We start from the raw sequence: 18,256 nt of genomic DNA, 5'->3' as shown, positions 1-18,256 counted from the left end.
CACAACCATTCACACATTTGGACCCTTTTGCTTCGCTTCCCGGCGCGCGAAGGGGGTGAATTGAAGGTGGCGGCTTAGAACAAACGATTCAGGCGAAGATCTTCATGGGCTCATCTTCGGGGTCATGGCGATCTTGCGCCATCATTCGAAACGGGCATCCCATGAAACTTGAGACGCGGCCGGATGGTTCCGACAGCAGTCCCGGTGCGTCAAAAACAATCGATCAGAGTCACGAGGCATTCTCCTTGCAAACAGGAATCAGGGTATTTCAGACTGAGCCCTCCATATCCCGCAGAAGATGAACTTAAACTGAACTCCCTCAAAAGATTCGCAAATTCGTCTCAAGCGCCGTTTTTCTCCGGATAGGAAATAATCGACAGGAAACGGATCGGCAGGCTGACCAGCACTTCCGGGCCATGCGGCGCATCGGCGTCGAAAAACAGGCTGTCGCCGGGCAACATGGCATAGAGCTTGTCGGCATGGCGATATTTGACCTCGCCTTCCAGCATATAGATCAATTCCAGCCCCGCGTGTTGAAACGCCGGAAAAACATCCGAATCGGCCGTCAGCGTGATCAGATAGGGCTCGACCTGCAGGCCGTTGGATCCGTTGCCGATATGGCCGAGCAGATTGTACTGATGACCGGCGCGCGTACCCCGCCGCTCCATTTCCAGGCCCTCACCGGCCTTGACGAAGACGGCATTGCGCTTCTCCTCGAAGCGCCGGAAAAATGCGGTGACGGGCACGCCGAGCGCCCGCGCCAGGGACTGCAGCGTGGTGAGCGACGGCGAGGTATTGCCGTTTTCGATCTTGGAGAGCATGCCGAGCGATATGCCGGTGGCCGAGGCAAGATCGGCGCCGGTGATGCCGAGTTTCTTGCGATAGGCGCGCACCTCATGGCCGATCGCCATTTCGAGGTTGTTCTCCTTCGCGTCGCGCACGGCGTGCGGATCCTGTTTCAGAACTGCCTTCGCATCGTGAGCACCATTCCGCCTGCTGCTGCGCCCCGCCTCCACCTTGGTCATGCCTCCGCCCCAATCTATTTTTGTATTTTGGCGGAGCTTACTGTTTTAACGAAGCGCATTCCATTGGGCAGGGCAAAATTTCTTTGCCCGGTAAAGTTCCAGTGGCGTGCGGGAAGAAGAATTGCCGTGTGGGAGCAATGAATCTGGAAAGAGGCGGATCAAACCGCCTGTCATAGCCAGCCAGACCTGAGCGTCGGCTCGCTGAAATACTGTCGTCCCTGCGGACAAACGAGAGGAACGCTTTAGCCACGACCGGCCAAACCCGGTCGATCATCCTTGAACGAAAATCAGACCACGAAGCCGCATACGATAGCGGCGACGAAAATGAACGCGGCGGAACACAGCGCGACATTGATCGCGGTGTGGATCTTGTGCCGCGTCGCGGCAGCACGCTTCGAAGCATCGAACCGGTTCACATGCGTATTCGACATACCCAAATTCGCCATGTGTTGCCTCCGTTGATTTTTTATTGTCGCAAGGGACGAGCCCATGCCTGACATTTATATAGTCTCTATCAATTAGGTAGAGATAATTTTCCGTCCAGAGGGCGGCGAGGAGAAAAATAAACCACTATGGTTCAGGTGGGGCTCGATAATCGGCGGAGCGGAAGCTCAGCAGAGAATGCGGCGAGCCCAGATCAAGGTGCGCTCCACGGCGCTTGTTTCAGAGGCCGGTGCCTCGGTTTGACCGATCAGATGACGGTTCTTTTCTTCCGGCAAAGTGACGGTCAAGACGTCCTCTTCCTTCTCCGGGATCGGCGGATGAAGATAGCCCATGGTCATGCCACCCATGAAAAACATGCCTGCCTCCACTCGTGTACGACCCGGTAAGGATCACGAAAGTTAACCGTCATTAACAACATCATGACAGAAATGCGGCACGTGTCAATAGTCTATACGATTGGTCGTCTTTTGGGTGGATATCGACCAAAAATAAAATAATTACAGATGCTTAATCGCGAACAAAACCTTTGCTCGCGATCATCAGATTGCGCGTATAGTCTTCCTCGACCTTGCCGGCCGCCAGATCTTTCGCGCTCAGCCGCTCGACGATGGCGCCGTTCTGCATGACCACGAGGCGCTCGCACATGTGCGTGACGACACCGAGATCGTGGCTGACCATGACGAATGTCAGATGGCGATCCCTGCGCACCTGCTCGAGCAGATTGAGCACTTCCGCCTGCACGGAGGCATCCAGCGCCGAGGTCGGCTCATCAAGCAACAGAATGGACGGCTCGACGATCAGGGCGCGGGCGATTGCCACGCGTTGGCGCTGGCCACCGGAAAGCTGGTGCGGATAGCGAAACCGGAAACCGGTGCCGAGACCGACCTCATCGAGCGCCCTGGTAATGCGCGTCTCGCTGTCGCCGATGCCGTGGATTGCCAGCGGCTCCAGCAGCAACCGGTCAATGGTCTGGCGCGGATGCAACGAACCATAGGGGTCCTGAAACACCATCTGGACCTGTCGGTAGAACGACTTGGCGCGCTTCGAGCCCTTCAGTGCCGCGCCGTCGATGCGGATCGTGCCGCCGCTGACCGGCGCGAGACCGGCGACGGCCCGTAGCATGGTCGATTTGCCCGAACCGGATTCGCCGACGAGGCCGAAGGATTCGCCCCGGTTCACATCGATGCTGACCGCATCCAGGGCATAATAACCGTCATAGACGACGCTGAGGCCGTCAACCGCAAGCGCCGCCGTCATGCCGCCCACTCCGGTTTGCGGTCGAGAACCGGCAGCGGATGGCGGTTCTCGCCGATCACGGGCATGCAGTTCAACAGGCCGCGCGTATAGGGGTGCTGCGCATTGTTAAGCTCGGAGGCCTTGAGTTCCTCGACGATCTTGCCGGCATACATGACAATCACCCGGTCACAGAAGGAGGAGACCAGCCGCAGATCGTGCGACACGAAAATCAGCCCCATGCCGCGCTCAGACACCAGCTTATCCATAATCCGGAGCACATCGAGCTGCACGGTGACGTCAAGCGCCGAGGTCGGCTCGTCGGCGATCAGCAGTTCCGGCCCGGCGATCAGCATCATCGCGATCATCACGCGCTGGCCCATGCCGCCGGAGACTTCATGCGGATGCAGGTCGTAGACGCGCTTGGGATCACGGATCTGCACGGCCTCCAGCATGGCCAGGGCACGGTCGCGGGCTTCTCCCCTGCCGACCTTCTCATGCGTGCGCAACGTCTCGGTGATCTGCTTGCCGATGGGCATCACCGGGTCCAGTGAATATTTCGGATCCTGCAGCACCATGGCGATGCGCTTGCCGCGCAGGGACCGGCGCTCCTTGGCCGAGACCGACAAGAGGTCGATGCCACTGAAGTTCAGCCGATCAGCAGTGACGATGCCGTGCGGCGGCGTCAGCCCCATGATGGCGCGGCCAGTCTGAGATTTGCCGGAACCGCTCTCGCCGACAATGCCGAGCCGCTCGCGGCCGAGCGTGAAGGACACGCCGCGCACAGCTTCTATGATGCCGGTGCGGGTGGGATAGCGAACCTTGAGGTTCTCGACCGTCAACATCGTCGTCATTGGCCGCTCTCCTTGGGATCGAGCGCATCGCGCAGGCCGTCGCCAAGCAGGTTGAAGCCGAGGCTGACGATCAGGATGGCAATACCGGGCATGGCGGCCACCCACCATTGGTCGAGATAATATTTGAAGCCGCTGGCGATCATCACGCCCCATTCCGGCAGCGGCGGTTGCGCGCCAAGGCCGAGAAAACCGAGACCGGCGGCCGTCAGGATGACGCCGGCCATGTCGAGCGTGACGCGCACGATCAACGAGGAAATGCAAAGCGGCATGACATGGCGGAAGATGATCCGCAGCGGCGAGGCGCCCATCAACTGCACGGCGGCAATATAGTCCGAGCGCCGCACGGTCATCGTCTCGGCCCGCGCCAGGCGCGCATAGGGCGGCCAGGAGGTGATGGCGATGGCAATGATGGCGTTTTCGATGCCCGCCCCGAGCGCACCGGCAAAGGCGAGCGCCAACACCAGTTTCGGGAAGGCGAGGAAGATGTCGGTGATGCGCATCAGCACGGTATCGACCCAGCCGCCCAGATAGCCGGCGACCATGCCGATGATAAGCCCGATCGGCGCGGAGATGATCGCGACCAGAACGACGATATAGAGTGTCCAGCGCGAACCATAGATCAATCGCGAGAGGATATCGCGCCCGAGATCATCGGTGCCGAGCAGATAGCCCGGGGTGCCCGGCGGCTTCAGATAGGCATTCGTGAGATCGCCGATCACGGGCGAATGCGGGGCGAGGATGTCGGCAAGGGCGGCGATCAGCACCAGTGCGAGGATGATCAGCAATCCGACGACAGCAAGGTGATTGGCGGAGAATTGCCGCCAGGTGACATAGGCGCGCCCGAGCCTTGCCTGCCGGCGCGACTGCGGCCGATCCGACAGCAGCCAGTCACGCCAGCTAATTTGCGTGGTCCCAGCCGTCATTTACGTCGCGTCCTTGGATCGAGGGTCCGATAAAGCAGATCGGACAGCAGGTTGATGCCGATGAAAACCGTGCCGATGACGATGGTGCCGCCGAGCACGGCGTTCATGTCGGCATTGCGCAGCGAGCTGGTGATATAAAAGCCGATACCCGGCCAGGAGAAGACAATCTCCGTCAGCACCGATCCCTCCAGCAGCGAGGCATAGGAGAGCGCGATCACCGTGATCAGCGGCACGGCGGCGCTGCGCAGCGCATGGCCCCAGATCACCCGCGTTTCCGAAAGCCCCTTGGCGCGGGCAGCGACGATATATTCCTGGCCCAGTTCGTTCAGCATGAAGCTGCGCGTCATGCGGCTGATATAGGCAAGCGACAAATAGCCGAGCAGCGAAGCGGGCAGGATGATGTGGCGGAACACGTCCCAGAACACGTCCCATTGCCCCTGCATGGCGCTGTCGAGCAGGTAGAAGCCGGTGACCGGCGTGAAAGTATATTCGTAGGCGATGTCGATGCGGCCGGGATAGGCCACCCAGCGCAGCTGCGCATAGAAGATGACGAGCGTCACCATCGCCAGCCAGAAGACCGGCACCGAATAGCCGACGAGACCGATCACGCGGACGATCTGGTCGATGAAACTGTTGCGGCGCACGGCAGCGAGCACGCCGAAGGGAACACCGATAACCGCACCGATGATCGTGCCGACGGTCGCAAGCTCCATCGTCGCCGGAAAGACGCGCCGTATATCGTCCATCACCGGATTGGTCGTCAGCACCGACGTGCCGAAATCGCCGGTGAGCGCGCTCACCAGATAAAAGTAGAACTGCTGATAGAGCGGCTGGTCGAGATGCATTTCGCGGCGCAGGCGTTCGATCACCTGCGCAGGCGCATGGTCGCCGGCAATCGCCAGCGCCGGATCGATCGGGATCACCCGTCCGATGAAGAATGTGACGGCCAAAAGGCCGAGATAGGTCGTGACGGCGACGACCAGGAAGCGCAAGACGCCCATTAGAATGGGCGCGGTACGGCCCTTCTTGGGCCGTACCTCCATTTTCCGTTCGACGGTGCTCAAAGAACTAATCCTTCCGGATTACTACTTCGAGATCGGCCATACGAAATTCGTGTCGAAGCTTGGACCGAGCTTGAAATCCTTCACGTCCTTGCGATAGCCGGCCACTTCCGTCTGCTGATAGAGGAAGATGAAGGGGCTGGCTTCCAGGTACTTCTTCTGGATATCCTGATACATGGCGGCGCGCTTGGCGGTATCGACCTCGAACAGGGCGGCCTTTGTTTCCTTGTCGAGCTCCGGCGTCGTCCAGGTATTGCGCCAGGCAAGCGTCTTGTTGGTGCCGGCGTCGGAGTTGTCGGGATTGTTCGTGAACGTATCGGCGTTGGAATGGGGATCCCAATAGTCGTTGCCCCACTGGCCGTAATAGATGTCATGATTGCGGGCGCGATATTTGGTCAGCTTCTGCTTGCCGTCGCCGGGGATGATCTCCACCTTGATGCCGGCCTGGCCGAGCGTCTGCTGGATCGTGGTGGCGATGCCGGTATCCGGCTCGATGCTGCGCGCGTCCATGGTGACGGTGAAGCCGTCCGGCAGGCCGGCCTTGGCCAGCAATTCCTTGGCCTTGGCAACATCCAGCTTGAATGGATTTTCGTCCAGCGCGCCGAGCAAGCCCTTCGGCTCGAAGGTCTGATGGATTTCGCCGATCCCCTTGATCAGCGTCTTGCCGATGGCGTCATAATCGACCAGGTACTTGAAAGCCTGCTGCACTTCCGGCTTGGCAAGGTTCGGGTTCTTTTGGTTGAGGCTGATGTAATAGATCGTGCCCTTCGGCGCGCTGGTCGAGGCAAGCTGCGCGTTCTTCTCGACGGCAGCGAGATCGTTCGGCGAGAGGTTGCGGGCAATATCGATATCGCCGTTCTCCAGCGCCAGACGCTGCGCCGAGCTTTCCTTCATGAAGCGGTAGATGACGCGGGCAAGCTTCGGCTTGTCGCCATAGTAATTCTCATTGCGCTCGAGAACCACGGCCTCGTTGGCGCGCCACTCGCGCAGCTTGAACGGCCCGGAGCCGGCAAAGCCGGTCTTCAGCCAGCTATTGCCGAAGTCGTTGTCATACTTGAAGTCCGCCGTCGGCGTCGCCGGCTTGACGTGTTGTAGAACCAGCTTCTTGTCGACCACATTCGCGACGGTGGCCGTCAGGCAGTTCAGCACGAAGCTCGGTGCGTAAGGCTTGTCGACGGTGAAGACGAATGTGTTCGGATCGGTTGCCTTGGCCTTTTCCGTGACGTTGTCGCCGGTCAGGCCGAACTGGGTGAGAATGAAGGCCGGGCTCTTGTCGAGCTTGACGACGCGCTCAAAGGACCATGCAACATCCTCGGCGGTGATCGGATTGCCGGAGGCGAATTTCAGGCCGGGCTTCAGCTTGAACGTATAGGTCAGATGATCGTCGGAGACCGACCAGCTCTCGGCAAGATCGCCCTGGATCTTGGAAGTATCCTTGATATCGAGGCGAACGAGCAGGCTGTAGGTGTTGCCGGTGATTTCGGCGGCGGAGAGCTCGTAGGCCTCGGCCGGGTCCATGCTGAGGATGTCGTCGAAGGCGAAGCCCTCGACCAGCGTGTCTTTCGGCGTTTCGGCGAAGGCGCTCGGCGCAGCCATCAGCAAAATCGAGAGAGCCGCGCCGGCCGAAAGGGTGCGGAAGCTGCGGTTCATCCTGGTCATCATCATGTTTTCGTTCCCTTATTTGGACTTTTATCAGTCTGATTATGCACGTGGCGCGCTGCCTTCTCCCCAGGCGGACGCCAGAATACGAAGCCAGTTCTCCCTGCACAGCTTCGCAAGATCGGCCTCACCATAGCCAACGTTCCGAAGAGCAGCAATCAGCTTTTGATTGCCGGCGGCATCACCGATATCCGCCGGAATCGTCGCCCCGTCGAAGTCCGATCCAAGGCCGACGCAATCGATGCCGACGCGCTTGATGAGATGGTCGAGATGGCGGATCATCACCTCGATCGGCGTGTCGGCATCCGAGCGGCCATCCTCGCGCAGCATGGCGGTCGCATAGTTGAGGCCGACGATCCCCCGGCTCTCCTTGATGGCGTCGAGCTGCTTGTCAGTGAGGTTACGCGCGACCGGGGTCAGCGCGTGGGCATTGGAGTGGCTAGCGACCAGTGGCTGGTCGGATGTCTTCGCCACATCCCAGAAGCCCTTTTCGGTGATATGAGCAAGGTCGATGACGATGCCGAGCTGGTTGCATGCGCGCACCAGCGCAAACCCTGCATCCGTCAGGCCCGGGCCGGTGTCCGGCGAACTCGGATAGGCGAAGGGCACGCCATGGGCAAAGACGTTGTTGCGGCTCCAGACGGGACCGAGCGAGCGCAGACCGGCGGCATAGAAGGTCTCGAGCGCGACGAGATCGGCGTCAATCGCCTCGCAGCCTTCCATATGCATGACGGCGGCAAAAATGCCCTTTTCCATGCTGTCGCGGATGTCCGCGGTCGACCGGCAAAGCTTCCAGGCGCCGGCGCGGTCGAGCTTGAGCGCGATCGCCGCCATTTCCAGGGCGATATCGAGCGACGGCGCCCGCTCCAGCGGAGCTGCGAGTGGCGTCGCATAGTGGCCGTTGCGGTCGGGTTCGGCAAAGACGAGGTGGCCGGAAGGGATGTAGATGGCGCAGAGACCGCCGGCGAGACCGCCCGCCGTGGCGCGGGGCGCATCGATATGGCCGATCGATATCCCATTTTTGAATTCGGCGACCGGATCGGCGCCTTCGTTTACATGATGCCAGAGCCTCAGCAGAACGTCGTTATGGCCATCGAATACGGATTGCATCGTCTATCCTGGATAAAGCGCTCGAACGAGCGGAGGGAAAGCGGCCAGAATAGAAAAGATGACAGAATTCGCCATCCCTAAATGGAAAAAATCTTCATGGGCATGAAGGATGCGGGCGGACGGGAAGTGGGAGCGAAGGTCAGAGGCTAGAGTGTCGCTTCAATCAGAAATTTTGTGACAACGCTTGCCAAGCATTTGGTCTTGTGGATTGCTCACTTGAAAGAGTTGGGAGCATCATATGTCTATCGAACACTGGCTTGCCTTTGTCGCCGCATCCGCGGTGCTACTGGCGATCCCCGGACCGACCATCCTTCTCGTCATATCCTATGCGCTCGGGCATGGCCGCAAGGCGACCACAGCCACCGTTGCAGGGGTCGCGCTCGGCGACTTCACGGCGATGACCGCCTCCATGCTGGGCCTTGGCGCATTGCTGGCCGCATCGGCTGCGATCTTCACCGGGCTCAAGTGGATTGGCGCGGCCTATCTCATCTATCTCGGCATCAAGCTCTGGCGCGTGCCGGTCTCCGACAGATCCACCGATGCGGAAGATGCCGAGACGGGGAAAGAGCGGCCGTTGCGCATTTTCCTGCACACCTATGCAGTGACCGCGCTCAATCCGAAGAGCATCATTTTCTTCGTCGCCTTTCTTCCGCAATTCCTCGACACCTCGCGGCCCATCGCTTTTCAGATGATTGTCTTTGAAGTGACATTCCTGACGCTGGCGACGTTGAATGCCACCACCTATGGCCTCATGGCCTCGATGGCCCGAAAGACGATCCGTAAGCCAAGCGTGCAACGCCTGGTCAATCGGACTGGCGGAACGCTGATGATTGGCGCCGGTCTGCTGGCGGCGGGATGGAAAAAGGCCGCGGCCTGATGGCCGCAGCTATTGCTGTGTCCGCAAGGTCGCGACGGACACTCGAAACCTTGAGCACAATAGCAAAAGGCGGAAGCACTGCCCCCGCCTTCAGAAATCCGAAAAAGCCTCGGCCGTTCTAACGTTTCGCCCGCTTCTTCTGGCGATAGACGTCGATGGCCACAGCCGCGATGATGATGACGCCCTTTGCGATTTCCTGATAATAGGCGTCGACGTTCAGGAAGGTGAAGCCTGAGATCATCACGCCGAGGATGACCGTGCCGATCACCGTGCCGGCGATGCGCCCGACGCCGCCGGTGAGCGAGGTACCGCCGATGACGGCCGCTGCAATCGCGTCCAGTTCATAGGTCACGCCCATGCCGGCCTGCGCCGTCTGGACGCGGGCCGCCGTGATGATGCCCGCAAGACCCGCAAGCAGACCGGCGATCGCATAGACCTTGACCAGATGCCCCTCGACATTGATGCCGGAGACGCGCGCGGCCTGAATGTTGGCGCCGATTGCATAGGTGAATTTGCCGTAGCGTGTGTAGCGCAGCACGATATGGAAAATCACCGCGACAATCAGGAAGACGATGACGGGCCAAATGCCGGTGCCGATGAAATTGAACTGGTCGGTGAGGCCCGAGATCGGCTGTCCCTTGGTATAGAGCTTCGACAGGCCGCGCGCCGACACCATCATGCCGAGCGTGGCGATGAAGGGCGGAATTTTCGTTCTCGTGATCAGCAGGCCGTTGACGTAACCGGCGGCAAGACCGATCAGCAAGCCGATGCCGATCGGAACGAAGAACGGCAGGTCGGTGAGCGCCGGATAGAGCGCCCGCGCCCAGGTGGAGGACTGGGCGAAGCTTGCCGCCACCATGGCCGTCAAACCGACGACGGAGCCGGATGAGAGATCGATGCCCCCGGTAATGATGACCTGCGTCACCCCGACCGAGATGATGCCGATGACCGAGACCTGCAGGATCATGATCTTCAGGCGCTGGATGTTGAGCAGGAAGCTCTGGCCGACAAAGATCCAGCCGAGAACCTCGCAGACGAGTGCAATGCCGATCAGCACCAGAAAGATGCCGAGTTCCGGCGGTACGCGGCGGCGCTTTGCGCGCGTCAGTGGCGGTGCGACCGTCTCTGCGACTTTGCTAACCATGGTTCAATCCTCCCTTGCGATGGCCGGCGCGGATCATTGTGCCGCCAGCTCCATCACCTTCACTTGAGTTGCATCCGCACGATCGAGGAAGCCGGTCACCCGGCCCTCATGCATCACCATGATACGGTCGCTCATGCCGAGCACTTCCGGCATCTCCGAGGAGATCATGATGACTGCGACGCCGTTGCGTGCCATTTCCGTGACCAGGCGATGGATCTCCGCCTTGGCGCCGACATCGATGCCGCGGGTCGGCTCGTCCAGGATCAGGATGCGCGGATTGGTGAGCATCCAGCGGCCGATCAACACCTTCTGCTGATTGCCGCCGGAGAGATTCTCGATGCGCTCGTCGAGGTTCGGCGTCTTGACGCGCAGCTTGCGCGCCATCTCCTCGCAGACATCCCCGACCGCACCTTCCTGCACGAAGCCACCACGGACGAATTTGTCCTGCAGCACGGCGATCTGCATGTTTTCAAGCACGCTGAGGATCAACAGACAGCCAGTATCCTTCCGGTCTTCCGTCAGGAAGGCCATGCGATGGCTGATCGCCACCGCCGGCGAAGAGACGTTGACCGTCTTGCCGAACAGCTCGATCGTGCCGGAGGAAGCCGGCGTCACGCCGAACAGCGTCTCGGCGACATTCGAACGGCCGGAGCCAACCAGCCCGGCGACACCGAGAATTTCGCCGGCCCTGACCTCGAAGGAAATGTTGGAAAAGACACCATCCAGGCTGAGATCCTTGACGGAGAGAAGCGTCTCGCCGATCGGTACCTCTTCCTTCGGGAACATCTGGGTGATCTCGCGCCCGACCATCATGCGGATGATGTCGTCGCGCGTGACGTCGGTCGAGGCGTGCGTGCCGATATATTTACCATCGCGAAACACCGAGAATTCATCGGCGATTTCGAACAGCTCGTTCATCTTGTGGGTGATGTAGACGATGCCGATGCCCTGCTCGCGCAGGCCGCCGATAATCTCGAAGAGATGCGCCACCTCGCGCTCGGTCAGCGCCGAGGTCGGCTCGTCCATGATCAGGACGTCGGAATCATAAGAGACCGCCTTGGCGATCTCGACCATCTGGCGGCTGGCGACCGAGAGCTCGCCCACCTGGATTTCCGGATCGATGCTGATGTTCAGACGACGGAAGAGCTCTTCCGTCTTCCGGCGCATCTCGGCATGATCGACGAAACCAAAGCGGTTCTTCGGCTCGCGACGGATCCAGATATTCTCCGCAACGGTCATATATGGCATCAGGTTGAGTTCCTGATGGATCATCGCAATGCCGTTTTCCAACGCATCGAGCGGCGATTTCAGGCGAATCGCGACGCCTTTCAGCAGCACTTCGCCCTGATCGGGTACATAGATGCCGGCCAGAATCTTCATCAGCGTCGACTTGCCGGCGCCGTTTTCGCCCATCAGCGCATGCACCGTGCCGCGCTTCAGACGGAAGGAAACGTCATCGAGAGCCACCACGCCCGGAAATTCCTTGCGGATGCCTTCGGCACTCAGCAGATAGGGGGCGTTGGGAACAGCGCCGCTGGCGCGTACCGCAGCCATGGTGGATGGGCTGACAACCATCATTTCTCTCCCGGAATGTGGCGGAATTTGTGAGGATGCGGGCTCACGCGCCCGCATCCGTCGATATGAACGCGATCAGTTCTTCTTGACGAAGTCCTTGACGTTTGCCGACGTCACGAGCTGGAAGGGAATGTAGACCTTCTTCTCGACCTTCTCGCCCTTGGCAAGCTTCAGCGCGGCATCAACCGCCCCCTTGCCCTGGCCGGCGGCGTCCTGGAACACCGTGACCTTCAGATCGCCGGCCTGCATCGAAGCCAAGGCATCCTGCGTGGCATCGACACCGGCGACGACGATCTTGTCCAGCGACTTGCCGGAAGCCTTCAGCGCCTGGATGGCGCCGATCGCCATTTCGTCGTTGTTGGCAATGACAGCATCGAATTCGAGACCGCTGGAGAGCCAGTTGGTCACAAGGTCGGCGCCCTGGGTACGCTGCCAGTTGGCGGTCTGCTCCTGGACAATGGTGATGCCCTTGCATTCGTCGGTAGCGAGAACGTCATGCACGTCCTTGGTACGCATGCGGGCCGCCTGGTTGGACAGTTCGCCCATCATGACAACGGCCTTGCCCTTGCCACCGAGAAGACGGCAAACTTCCTTGGCTTCCAGCGTACCGGATTCCACCTCGTTCGAAGCCACGAAGGCCTGCCCTTCCGGCAGGCTGTCGACGTTCGCCGGCTCGCGGTTGACGAAGATCAGCGGGATCTTCGCTTCTGCCGCCAGCTTCGAGATGGCAGCCGTCGCATCCGTATCGACCGGGTTGACGATGATGGCATCGACCTTACTGGCGATGAAATTCTGGATCTGGCTCTGCTGCTTGGCGATGTCGTTCTGCGCGTCTTCGACCTGCAGCTTCACGCCATCCACCGTCTTGGCATAATCCTGCATGCCGTTGCGCAGAACGGTCAGGAAGTTGTCGTCGAACAGCGCCATCGACACGCCGATGGTTTCGGCATGCGCCGCCGTCGAGAGCATAAGCGCCATAGCGGAGCCAAGAATAAGTTTTCTCATGATTTTCCTCCCAATTGCGGTGTCCGGCCACACCCCTCATTAATACCGGAACCCTCGGCTTCGACCGCAGGGCCAACAATCCAAGCTGCCATCACTCCCATAACGGCGGCCTAAAAACGGAACAAACAAACCGTAAAATTCATTATGCGGAATATTTATTCCATTTCCCAAGGAAAACGTCAACACTATTTTGTAACCGTCCCAGCGGAGACGAAGTTCTCAGGGCGATAGCGGAATTTTTGATGGGGAAAGGCTGTAAAAGCCGGCGTTCGAACCCACATCTCAGCCACTCGATCCGATGGAACGGACATTCCATCGACATCGAAGTGGCGTAAAACGCCGATACTATCGGGCCGAATACCCCCACCGGCCGACAATGGAGAACCAGCATGCCCTCGATGTACAGCTTCTCAGTTCCCGTCTTTCAACGCGGTCTTACGATCCTTGCGACCTATCTCGATGCTATCGAGACCTATGCCGCGGAGAAAGGCATCGACCCAAAAGAGCTTGTCGGCGCACGGCTCATCGATGACATGTTGCCGCTCTCCGGTCAGTTCCAGCGCGCCTCTGACAGCGCCAAGCTTGCCATTGTCCGGCTGACCGGCGTCGAGGCGCCGCGTTTCGAGGACAATGAGACGACCGTTGCCGAACTGCGCGAACGCCTGAAAAAGACACAGGATTTCCTGGCGACGATCACGCCGGAGACGATGGCGGGCAGTGAAAGCCGTGAAGTGACGATTTCGCCCGGCGGCAAGACGATGGTCTTCACCGGTGAGAACCTGCTCGCAAGCTTCGCCCTGCCCAATTTCTTCTTCCACATCACGACCGCACACGCCATCCTGCGCAGCCGTGGCCTGCCGGTCGGCAAGATGACCTATCTTGGTGCGTTCTCTTGATGGACTGCTGCTGAACGTTGATCAGGGCCGGTGAGAAACCGGCCCTTTTTCCGTCAGCTCGGTATAGGCAAGCGTCTGGTCGAGATGCTGCGCCCTCAAGGACAACAGCTTTTCGGCATATTCCAGCCGAACCGCTGCATAGTCGCCGTCACCGGCGACATTGGTCAGCTCCGCCGGATCCTTCGCCAGATCGTAGAGCAGCGGCGGCAGACCGGTGAAATGCACGTATTTAAAGTGCTCATCCCTGATGACGGCGAGATTGCAGGCATTCGACTTCAACCCGAAATGCCGCTCCGCCTCGCCCGTGGCGATATCGCGGAAATCGAACTCCCAGAACGCCGCATCGCGCCAAGCCTCCGGCTCCTTGCCCTCTAGGAAGGGCACAAGCGTTTCGCCGTCGAGGTGATTGTCGGGCACAAGGCCAAGCCGGTCGCAGAGCGTCGGAAAGATATCGGCGGCACTGGTGAAGCGCTCGACCTGCCGGCCCGCGCCCGCCGGATGGCCGGGATCACGGATGACCAGCGGCACATGATAGCTGCCATCGAAAAAGCCGCCCTTGCCGAGCATCCAGTGGTCGCCCAACATTTCGGCATGGTCGGAGGTGAAGATGATCAGCGTATCGTCCCAGGCGCCCGCATCCTTGAGCGCCTGCCAGATCCGGCCTAGTTGCGCATCCACCTCGGCGATCATGCCGTAATAGATGGCGCGGATCGCCGAGAGATCCTCTGATGTCCAGTCGCTCGCGGATCCTTCACCGCCATAGATGAAGCTGCCCTTGCCGATCAACGGCAAGGCGAAGGCGAGAAGGGGATGCGCCGCCTGTTCCGCCTCACGATCGGCAGCACGCGCAAAGGCTGGTCCATCGCTTGGCGTAAACATGCGATTATAGGGTTCCGGCACCGAAAACGGCGGATGCGGCCTCAGGAACGAGACATGCGCGAACCACGGCGCGTCCTGCTCGCCGAGCCAGCGGATGAATTCGCCGGCGAGAAAGGCCGTCTGCGTCTCATCCTTGGAATAGGCCGGCGCGGCATCGGAAATTTCGCCGGGCTTGGCTCCGACGGGAATATGGATATCGCGGCTCGTCGCTTCCGCGTGCCCGCGTGAGCGCAGCCAGGAAAGCCACTGCTTCTCATGCTCGGGCAGGAGCTGGCGGGCGCTGAAGCCCGGGAGCACGCCCTCATAGGTGGTCAGATGCGGATCGTTCGGATCCATGCCGCGCGGATCCGGCGCCGTATCGGTATAGCCGAACAACGTCGGATCATAGCCGCCACGCCGGGCGGCAAGTGCCAGATTGTCAAACCGGGCATCCAGCGGCGATCCATTGCGGCAGACGCGATGGTTCATCTGATAGAGGCCGGTATAAAGCGTCGCGCGCGCCGGGGAGCAGGGCGCCGTCCCGGCGAAATGCCGGCTAAACAGCACGCCGTCTTGCGCCAACGCATCGATATTCGGCGTCTTGACGCTGGCATGGCCGACCGCGGAGAGGCAATCGCCCCGCCACTGATCGGCCGATATCAACAGCACGTTCGGGCGCTTACCCGAGGCAGGCCGCTCAATGCTGGTTGGATTTGGCATGCCAGTTCCAGGCGGATTCGATGATCCGCGACAAATCGTATTTCGGCGACCAGCCGAGAATATCGCGGGCCTTGTCGTTGTTGGCGACCAGCGTCGTCGAATCACCCTCGCGGCGGCCGACATATTCGACCGGGAACGGCCGTTCCGACACAGTTTCGATGGCTCCCAGCAGTTCCTTAACCGTCGTGCCTGTGCCTGTGCCGAGGTTCAGCGCAACGGACTCGCCGCCTCGCAGCAGATATTCCACCGCCCGCACATGCGCATCCGCAAGATCGAGGACATGGATGTAATCGCGCACACAGGTGCCGTCGCGCGTGTCGTAATCGCTGCCGAAGACCTTGAAGCCCTGACGGCGGCCAAGCGCCGCGTCGATCGCCAGCGGGATGGCATGGGTTTCCGGCGTGTGCCACTCGCCGATGCGCCCTTCAAAATCGGCACCGGCGGCGTTGAAATAGCGCAGCACCACGGAGCGCAGACCCTTGTACTGGTCGTAATCGGCAAGCGCCTGCTCGACGATATATTTGGTGCGGCCGTAGGGATTGATCGGCACCTGACGGTGGCTCTCGTCGAGGGGCACGCTCTGCGGCAAGCCATAGGTGGCACAGGTGGAGGAAAAGACGAAAGCCTCGACGCCCGCCGCCTGTGCCGCCGCCAGCAGCGTCAGCGTGCCGATGACATTGTTTTCGTAGAAGGAGACGGGGTCCTTTACGGATTCGCCGACCTCGATCAGCGCCGCAAAATGCAGGATGGCGGCCGGCTTGTATTTCGCCAGCACTTCATCAAGCCGCGCCCGGTCGCGGATATCGCCTTCTTCGGCCGGACCCCATTTGACGAATTCGCGATGACCGTTGGAAAAATTATCATAGACGACAGGCTGAAAACCCTTGTTCGCCAGATCCAGACATGTGTGCGAGCCGATATAGCCGGCGCCCCCAACCACAAGAACCGTTTCCCCTGCCATAGCCATCCCTTCTCAACAATGTACTGCCCAAGCACACAGGATCGTGCTCGGTCCGAGGCCTAGAGTTAGAGACCTCTGGGAGAGTTGCAAGGCTAAAAAAGCGATGGCTTCGCAAGCGCAGCAAAGACGAGGATTTCGAGCGCTATCTTTAAGCAGGCCGAGCCGCCGCCCTGCCCGCATGCAACAGAATTCCGGCGAGCGCCAGAACCGGCGGCACGAGGAAACATGCGACGCCGATCAGCATGAAAAGCAGGGCCGCCGCGGCACAGCCGAAGACAAAGCCGCCAAGCGTCGCCCCCATCCGGCCAAGCCTCGCCTTGGCGGCGGCCTTCGCCTCGGGTTCTACCCCGCGCAGGAGATCGGCGATATCGATCATGATCTGCGTCGTCGTCCCGGTCATCATCGTCGTCGGCGGCGCCGTGCCGAGATGAACGCGATGCAAGGCGTTCTGGACTGCCATCGCCGACACCAGCGTCATCCCCGTCAGGATCGCCTGCCAGCCATCGCCGCTGACAAACGGGCCGAAGCTAAGAATGAAGACGGCGGCAAGCGTCAACAGCAGGAACTGCAGCATCAGGATCACCGGCACCACCGGCAATTTGCGCCGAGACAGTTCGCCGCCCAGCAGACGGGCCAGAATGATGACGATGCAGAAAACCGGCAGCGCCAGCAGCTTGGCCACAGCACCCGAGGTTCCCAGTACCATCGCGGCGGCGAAGGTGACGAAGTTGCCGGTGACATGGGCAGTAAACAGGCCATGAAGGGCCAAGAAGCCGGCGGTATCGACATAACCGCCATTGATGCTCAGGAGAGTGGGCAGGCTCGGCTTCATCAACAACTTCGTCTCCGCTGCGATCCATCAGAGAGTATGAATCCTTATCACGCGGAAATGACGGTGATGTCTAGCTAGTATGCCCCTGTTCCAGCGCGGCGATCTCGTCGGATACCTCGCGGATCCTTTCTTTCAGATCCGCTTCAGTGCCATCCTCAATCTCGCCATCGCCAAAACAATAGCGCGCTATATGCAGCTCGAGCTTGGCTTCCAGCTCCGTCCGTCGGGCATATAGTTGCTTGAGATATTTGTTACGCATAACGAACCACGCATTCCGAGAAAAAATGTCTCAGGATACTAAATAAGCATGCGAGCAAAAAGTTTCGATAGATGCGACCAAAAGCACCTATCAGCGCGCCGGCATCATCCGGGCAAGCACACGGTCGCGCAGCACATAATGATGCACGAGGGCGGCGACGGCATGTATGCCGGCGATAGCGATGATCGCCCAGGCGGTGGCACTGTGCAGTTCGCTGAACAGGCGCCGCATTGCCGGATCGACGATGACAAAGGGCGGGATGGAAAAGAGACCGAAGAATTCCGGATCGCTCGCAGACGCCCAGCGCATCAGGAACCCGTAGGACACCTGCGAGATCATCAGCGCATAGAGAACGAGGTGCACGAGGGTCGAGGCCACATGCTGCAGCCCGGAAACAGCGGGCGCTATGCGCCGATACGTCAGGAGACGCCAGACGATGCGCAGGATAAGAACGACGGCAAGCAGGATGCCGAGCGAGACATGCAGCGAAATCAGCCCCAGGCGCAGGGGCGTGCCGCGCTCGGCAAAATCCCAGACCTGCGCCATCGCAAACAGCGTCGGCACCAGGAGTGCGGTCAGCCAGTGCAGCACAATGGTGAAAGCGTCATAGCGGGGCGCCCGTTCATCGGCGGTAGTTCTATTGAAATTGCTCATGATTTAAGATCTCCTTGGAAGGAACGAGCAGCAAACACCTGGGGCTTCCCTTTTATTCAGCCGCCTCAAGGCGACGGGCGACATACGGCAGTGTCTCGCCGATCCGGCTATTGCAAAGCCTCCGCCTGATATTCACATTGATCTGACATGCACCTGAATTGGCACG

The 18,256-nt window shown here is 60.1% G+C and carries 19 protein-coding genes; 2 read left to right on the top strand and 17 right to left on the bottom strand.

Annotated features, from left to right (window positions below; translation table 11 throughout):
* Nucleotides 1–341: 341 nt before the first annotated feature.
* The 9 genes from AB6803_RS19340 to AB6803_RS19300 all read right to left on the bottom strand — a co-directional run bounded on the left by AB6803_RS19340 (nucleotide 342) and on the right by AB6803_RS19300 (nucleotide 8,309).
* Nucleotides 342–1,025 (bottom strand): helix-turn-helix domain-containing protein, encoded by a 684-nt coding sequence (locus AB6803_RS19340; RefSeq protein ID WP_371110403.1) that lies wholly within the window; start codon nucleotides 1,023–1,025, stop codon nucleotides 342–344.
* Nucleotides 1,026–1,312: 287 nt separating this feature from the next.
* The gene (locus AB6803_RS19335; protein ID WP_371110402.1) at nucleotides 1,313–1,471 is read right to left on the bottom strand and encodes a hypothetical protein; all 159 of its coding nucleotides are present in this window, start codon (nucleotides 1,469–1,471) and stop codon (nucleotides 1,313–1,315) included.
* A gap of 165 nt (nucleotides 1,472–1,636) precedes the next feature.
* Nucleotides 1,637–1,825, bottom strand: a complete 189-nt coding sequence (locus tag AB6803_RS19330; protein ID WP_371110401.1) for a hypothetical protein — start codon at nucleotides 1,823–1,825, stop codon at nucleotides 1,637–1,639.
* A gap of 151 nt (nucleotides 1,826–1,976) precedes the next feature.
* Nucleotides 1,977–2,726: an ABC transporter ATP-binding protein gene (locus AB6803_RS19325; protein WP_371110400.1), complete on the bottom strand. Its 750-nt coding sequence runs from the start codon at nucleotides 2,724–2,726 to the stop codon at nucleotides 1,977–1,979.
* Nucleotides 2,723–3,556, bottom strand: coding sequence for an ABC transporter ATP-binding protein (locus AB6803_RS19320; RefSeq protein ID WP_371110399.1), 834 nt, complete (start codon nucleotides 3,554–3,556; stop codon nucleotides 2,723–2,725). The genes AB6803_RS19325 and AB6803_RS19320 overlap by 4 nt, the downstream gene beginning before the upstream one ends.
* Nucleotides 3,553–4,479 carry an ABC transporter permease gene (locus AB6803_RS19315; protein WP_371110398.1) on the bottom strand — a complete coding sequence of 309 codons (927 nt, stop codon included), beginning with the start codon at nucleotides 4,477–4,479 and terminating at the stop codon, nucleotides 3,553–3,555. The genes AB6803_RS19320 and AB6803_RS19315 overlap by 4 nt, the downstream gene beginning before the upstream one ends.
* Entirely contained in the window at nucleotides 4,476–5,543 is a 1,068-nt protein-coding gene (locus AB6803_RS19310) for an ABC transporter permease (RefSeq protein ID WP_371110397.1), read from the bottom strand. Before AB6803_RS19310 ends, AB6803_RS19315 begins: the two co-directional genes overlap by 4 nt.
* A 21-nt stretch (nucleotides 5,544–5,564) precedes the next feature.
* Nucleotides 5,565–7,205 (bottom strand): ABC transporter substrate-binding protein, encoded by a 1,641-nt coding sequence (locus AB6803_RS19305; RefSeq protein ID WP_371110396.1) that lies wholly within the window; start codon nucleotides 7,203–7,205, stop codon nucleotides 5,565–5,567.
* Nucleotides 7,206–7,241: 36 nt separating this feature from the next.
* Complete coding sequence (locus AB6803_RS19300) at nucleotides 7,242–8,309, bottom strand: dipeptidase (RefSeq protein WP_371110395.1); 1,068 nt, start codon at nucleotides 8,307–8,309, stop codon at nucleotides 7,242–7,244.
* A gap of 238 nt (nucleotides 8,310–8,547) precedes the next feature.
* On the opposite strand from AB6803_RS19300, the gene AB6803_RS19295 reads away from it, so the two are divergent.
* Nucleotides 8,548–9,186 (top strand): LysE family translocator, encoded by a 639-nt coding sequence (locus AB6803_RS19295; RefSeq protein ID WP_371110394.1) that lies wholly within the window; start codon nucleotides 8,548–8,550, stop codon nucleotides 9,184–9,186.
* 118 nt (nucleotides 9,187–9,304) lie between these two features.
* Here AB6803_RS19295 and AB6803_RS19290 read toward each other — a convergent pair whose 3' ends face one another.
* From AB6803_RS19290 to AB6803_RS19280, 3 genes are all read right to left on the bottom strand, one after another.
* Nucleotides 9,305–10,330 (bottom strand): ABC transporter permease, encoded by a 1,026-nt coding sequence (locus AB6803_RS19290; RefSeq protein ID WP_371110393.1) that lies wholly within the window; start codon nucleotides 10,328–10,330, stop codon nucleotides 9,305–9,307.
* A gap of 33 nt (nucleotides 10,331–10,363) precedes the next feature.
* Nucleotides 10,364–11,905, bottom strand: coding sequence for a sugar ABC transporter ATP-binding protein (locus AB6803_RS19285; protein ID WP_371110537.1), 1,542 nt, complete (start codon nucleotides 11,903–11,905; stop codon nucleotides 10,364–10,366).
* Nucleotides 11,906–11,980: 75 nt separating this feature from the next.
* Entirely contained in the window at nucleotides 11,981–12,910 is a 930-nt protein-coding gene (locus tag AB6803_RS19280) for a sugar ABC transporter substrate-binding protein (protein WP_371110392.1), read from the bottom strand.
* Nucleotides 12,911–13,299: 389 nt separating this feature from the next.
* Here AB6803_RS19280 and AB6803_RS19275 point away from each other — a divergent pair, with 389 nt between their 5' ends.
* Nucleotides 13,300–13,806, top strand: a complete 507-nt coding sequence (locus AB6803_RS19275; protein ID WP_007694714.1) for a DUF1993 family protein — start codon at nucleotides 13,300–13,302, stop codon at nucleotides 13,804–13,806.
* 21 nt (nucleotides 13,807–13,827) lie between these two features.
* Here AB6803_RS19275 and AB6803_RS19270 read toward each other — a convergent pair whose 3' ends face one another.
* From AB6803_RS19270 to AB6803_RS19250, 5 genes are all read right to left on the bottom strand, one after another.
* A complete protein-coding gene (locus AB6803_RS19270; RefSeq protein WP_371110391.1) occupies nucleotides 13,828–15,384 on the bottom strand; it encodes an alkaline phosphatase family protein in 1,557 nt (518 codons plus the stop codon).
* Nucleotides 15,362–16,345, bottom strand: coding sequence for a UDP-glucose 4-epimerase GalE (gene galE / locus AB6803_RS19265; protein WP_371110536.1), 984 nt, complete (start codon nucleotides 16,343–16,345; stop codon nucleotides 15,362–15,364). The genes AB6803_RS19270 and galE overlap by 23 nt, the downstream gene beginning before the upstream one ends.
* A gap of 148 nt (nucleotides 16,346–16,493) precedes the next feature.
* Nucleotides 16,494–17,177, bottom strand: coding sequence for a YoaK family protein (locus tag AB6803_RS19260; protein WP_371110535.1), 684 nt, complete (start codon nucleotides 17,175–17,177; stop codon nucleotides 16,494–16,496).
* A 70-nt stretch (nucleotides 17,178–17,247) separates the two neighbouring features.
* Nucleotides 17,248–17,436 carry a hypothetical protein gene (locus tag AB6803_RS19255; protein ID WP_371110390.1) on the bottom strand — a complete coding sequence of 63 codons (189 nt, stop codon included), beginning with the start codon at nucleotides 17,434–17,436 and terminating at the stop codon, nucleotides 17,248–17,250.
* Between the two features lie 90 nt (nucleotides 17,437–17,526).
* On the bottom strand, nucleotides 17,527–18,090 hold the full coding sequence (locus AB6803_RS19250; protein WP_371110389.1) for a cytochrome b: 564 nt from the start codon (nucleotides 18,088–18,090) through the stop codon (nucleotides 17,527–17,529).
* Nucleotides 18,091–18,256 lie beyond the last annotated feature (166 nt).

This window comes from Rhizobium sp. RCC_161_2 (assembly GCF_041355235.1).
GTDB lineage: Bacteria > Pseudomonadota > Alphaproteobacteria > Rhizobiales > Rhizobiaceae > Rhizobium.
The sequence above is the reverse complement of the archived record's forward strand: the minus strand, read 5'-3'. Positions and strand labels throughout refer to the sequence as shown.

Bases quoted from the DNA above. Each gene is read 5' to 3' on its own strand.
- AB6803_RS19260 (WP_371110535.1), bottom strand. From the start codon at position 17,177: ATGAAGCCGAGCCTGCCCACTCTCCTGAGCATCAATGGCGGTTATGTC.
- AB6803_RS19320 (WP_371110399.1), bottom strand. From the start codon at position 3,556: ATGACGACGATGTTGACGGTCGAGAACCTCAAGGTTCGCTATCCCACC.
- galE (WP_371110536.1), bottom strand. From the start codon at position 16,345: ATGGCAGGGGAAACGGTTCTTGTGGTTGGGGGCGCCGGCTATATCGGC.
- AB6803_RS19275 (WP_007694714.1), top strand. From the start codon at position 13,300: ATGCCCTCGATGTACAGCTTCTCAGTTCCCGTCTTTCAACGCGGTCTT.
- AB6803_RS19250 (WP_371110389.1), bottom strand. From the start codon at position 18,090: ATGAGCAATTTCAATAGAACTACCGCCGATGAACGGGCGCCCCGCTAT.
- AB6803_RS19305 (WP_371110396.1), bottom strand. From the start codon at position 7,205: ATGATGATGACCAGGATGAACCGCAGCTTCCGCACCCTTTCGGCCGGC.
- AB6803_RS19290 (WP_371110393.1), bottom strand. From the start codon at position 10,330: ATGGTTAGCAAAGTCGCAGAGACGGTCGCACCGCCACTGACGCGCGCA.
- AB6803_RS19315 (WP_371110398.1), bottom strand. From the start codon at position 4,479: ATGACGGCTGGGACCACGCAAATTAGCTGGCGTGACTGGCTGCTGTCG.
- AB6803_RS19340 (WP_371110403.1), bottom strand. From the start codon at position 1,025: ATGACCAAGGTGGAGGCGGGGCGCAGCAGCAGGCGGAATGGTGCTCAC.
- AB6803_RS19300 (WP_371110395.1), bottom strand. From the start codon at position 8,309: ATGCAATCCGTATTCGATGGCCATAACGACGTTCTGCTGAGGCTCTGG.
- AB6803_RS19330 (WP_371110401.1), bottom strand. From the start codon at position 1,825: ATGTTTTTCATGGGTGGCATGACCATGGGCTATCTTCATCCGCCGATC.
- AB6803_RS19255 (WP_371110390.1), bottom strand. From the start codon at position 17,436: ATGCGTAACAAATATCTCAAGCAACTATATGCCCGACGGACGGAGCTG.
- AB6803_RS19325 (WP_371110400.1), bottom strand. From the start codon at position 2,726: ATGACGGCGGCGCTTGCGGTTGACGGCCTCAGCGTCGTCTATGACGGT.
- AB6803_RS19285 (WP_371110537.1), bottom strand. From the start codon at position 11,905: ATGGTTGTCAGCCCATCCACCATGGCTGCGGTACGCGCCAGCGGCGCT.
- AB6803_RS19295 (WP_371110394.1), top strand. From the start codon at position 8,548: ATGTCTATCGAACACTGGCTTGCCTTTGTCGCCGCATCCGCGGTGCTA.
- AB6803_RS19280 (WP_371110392.1), bottom strand. From the start codon at position 12,910: ATGAGAAAACTTATTCTTGGCTCCGCTATGGCGCTTATGCTCTCGACG.
- AB6803_RS19270 (WP_371110391.1), bottom strand. From the start codon at position 15,384: ATGCCAAATCCAACCAGCATTGAGCGGCCTGCCTCGGGTAAGCGCCCG.
- AB6803_RS19335 (WP_371110402.1), bottom strand. From the start codon at position 1,471: ATGGCGAATTTGGGTATGTCGAATACGCATGTGAACCGGTTCGATGCT.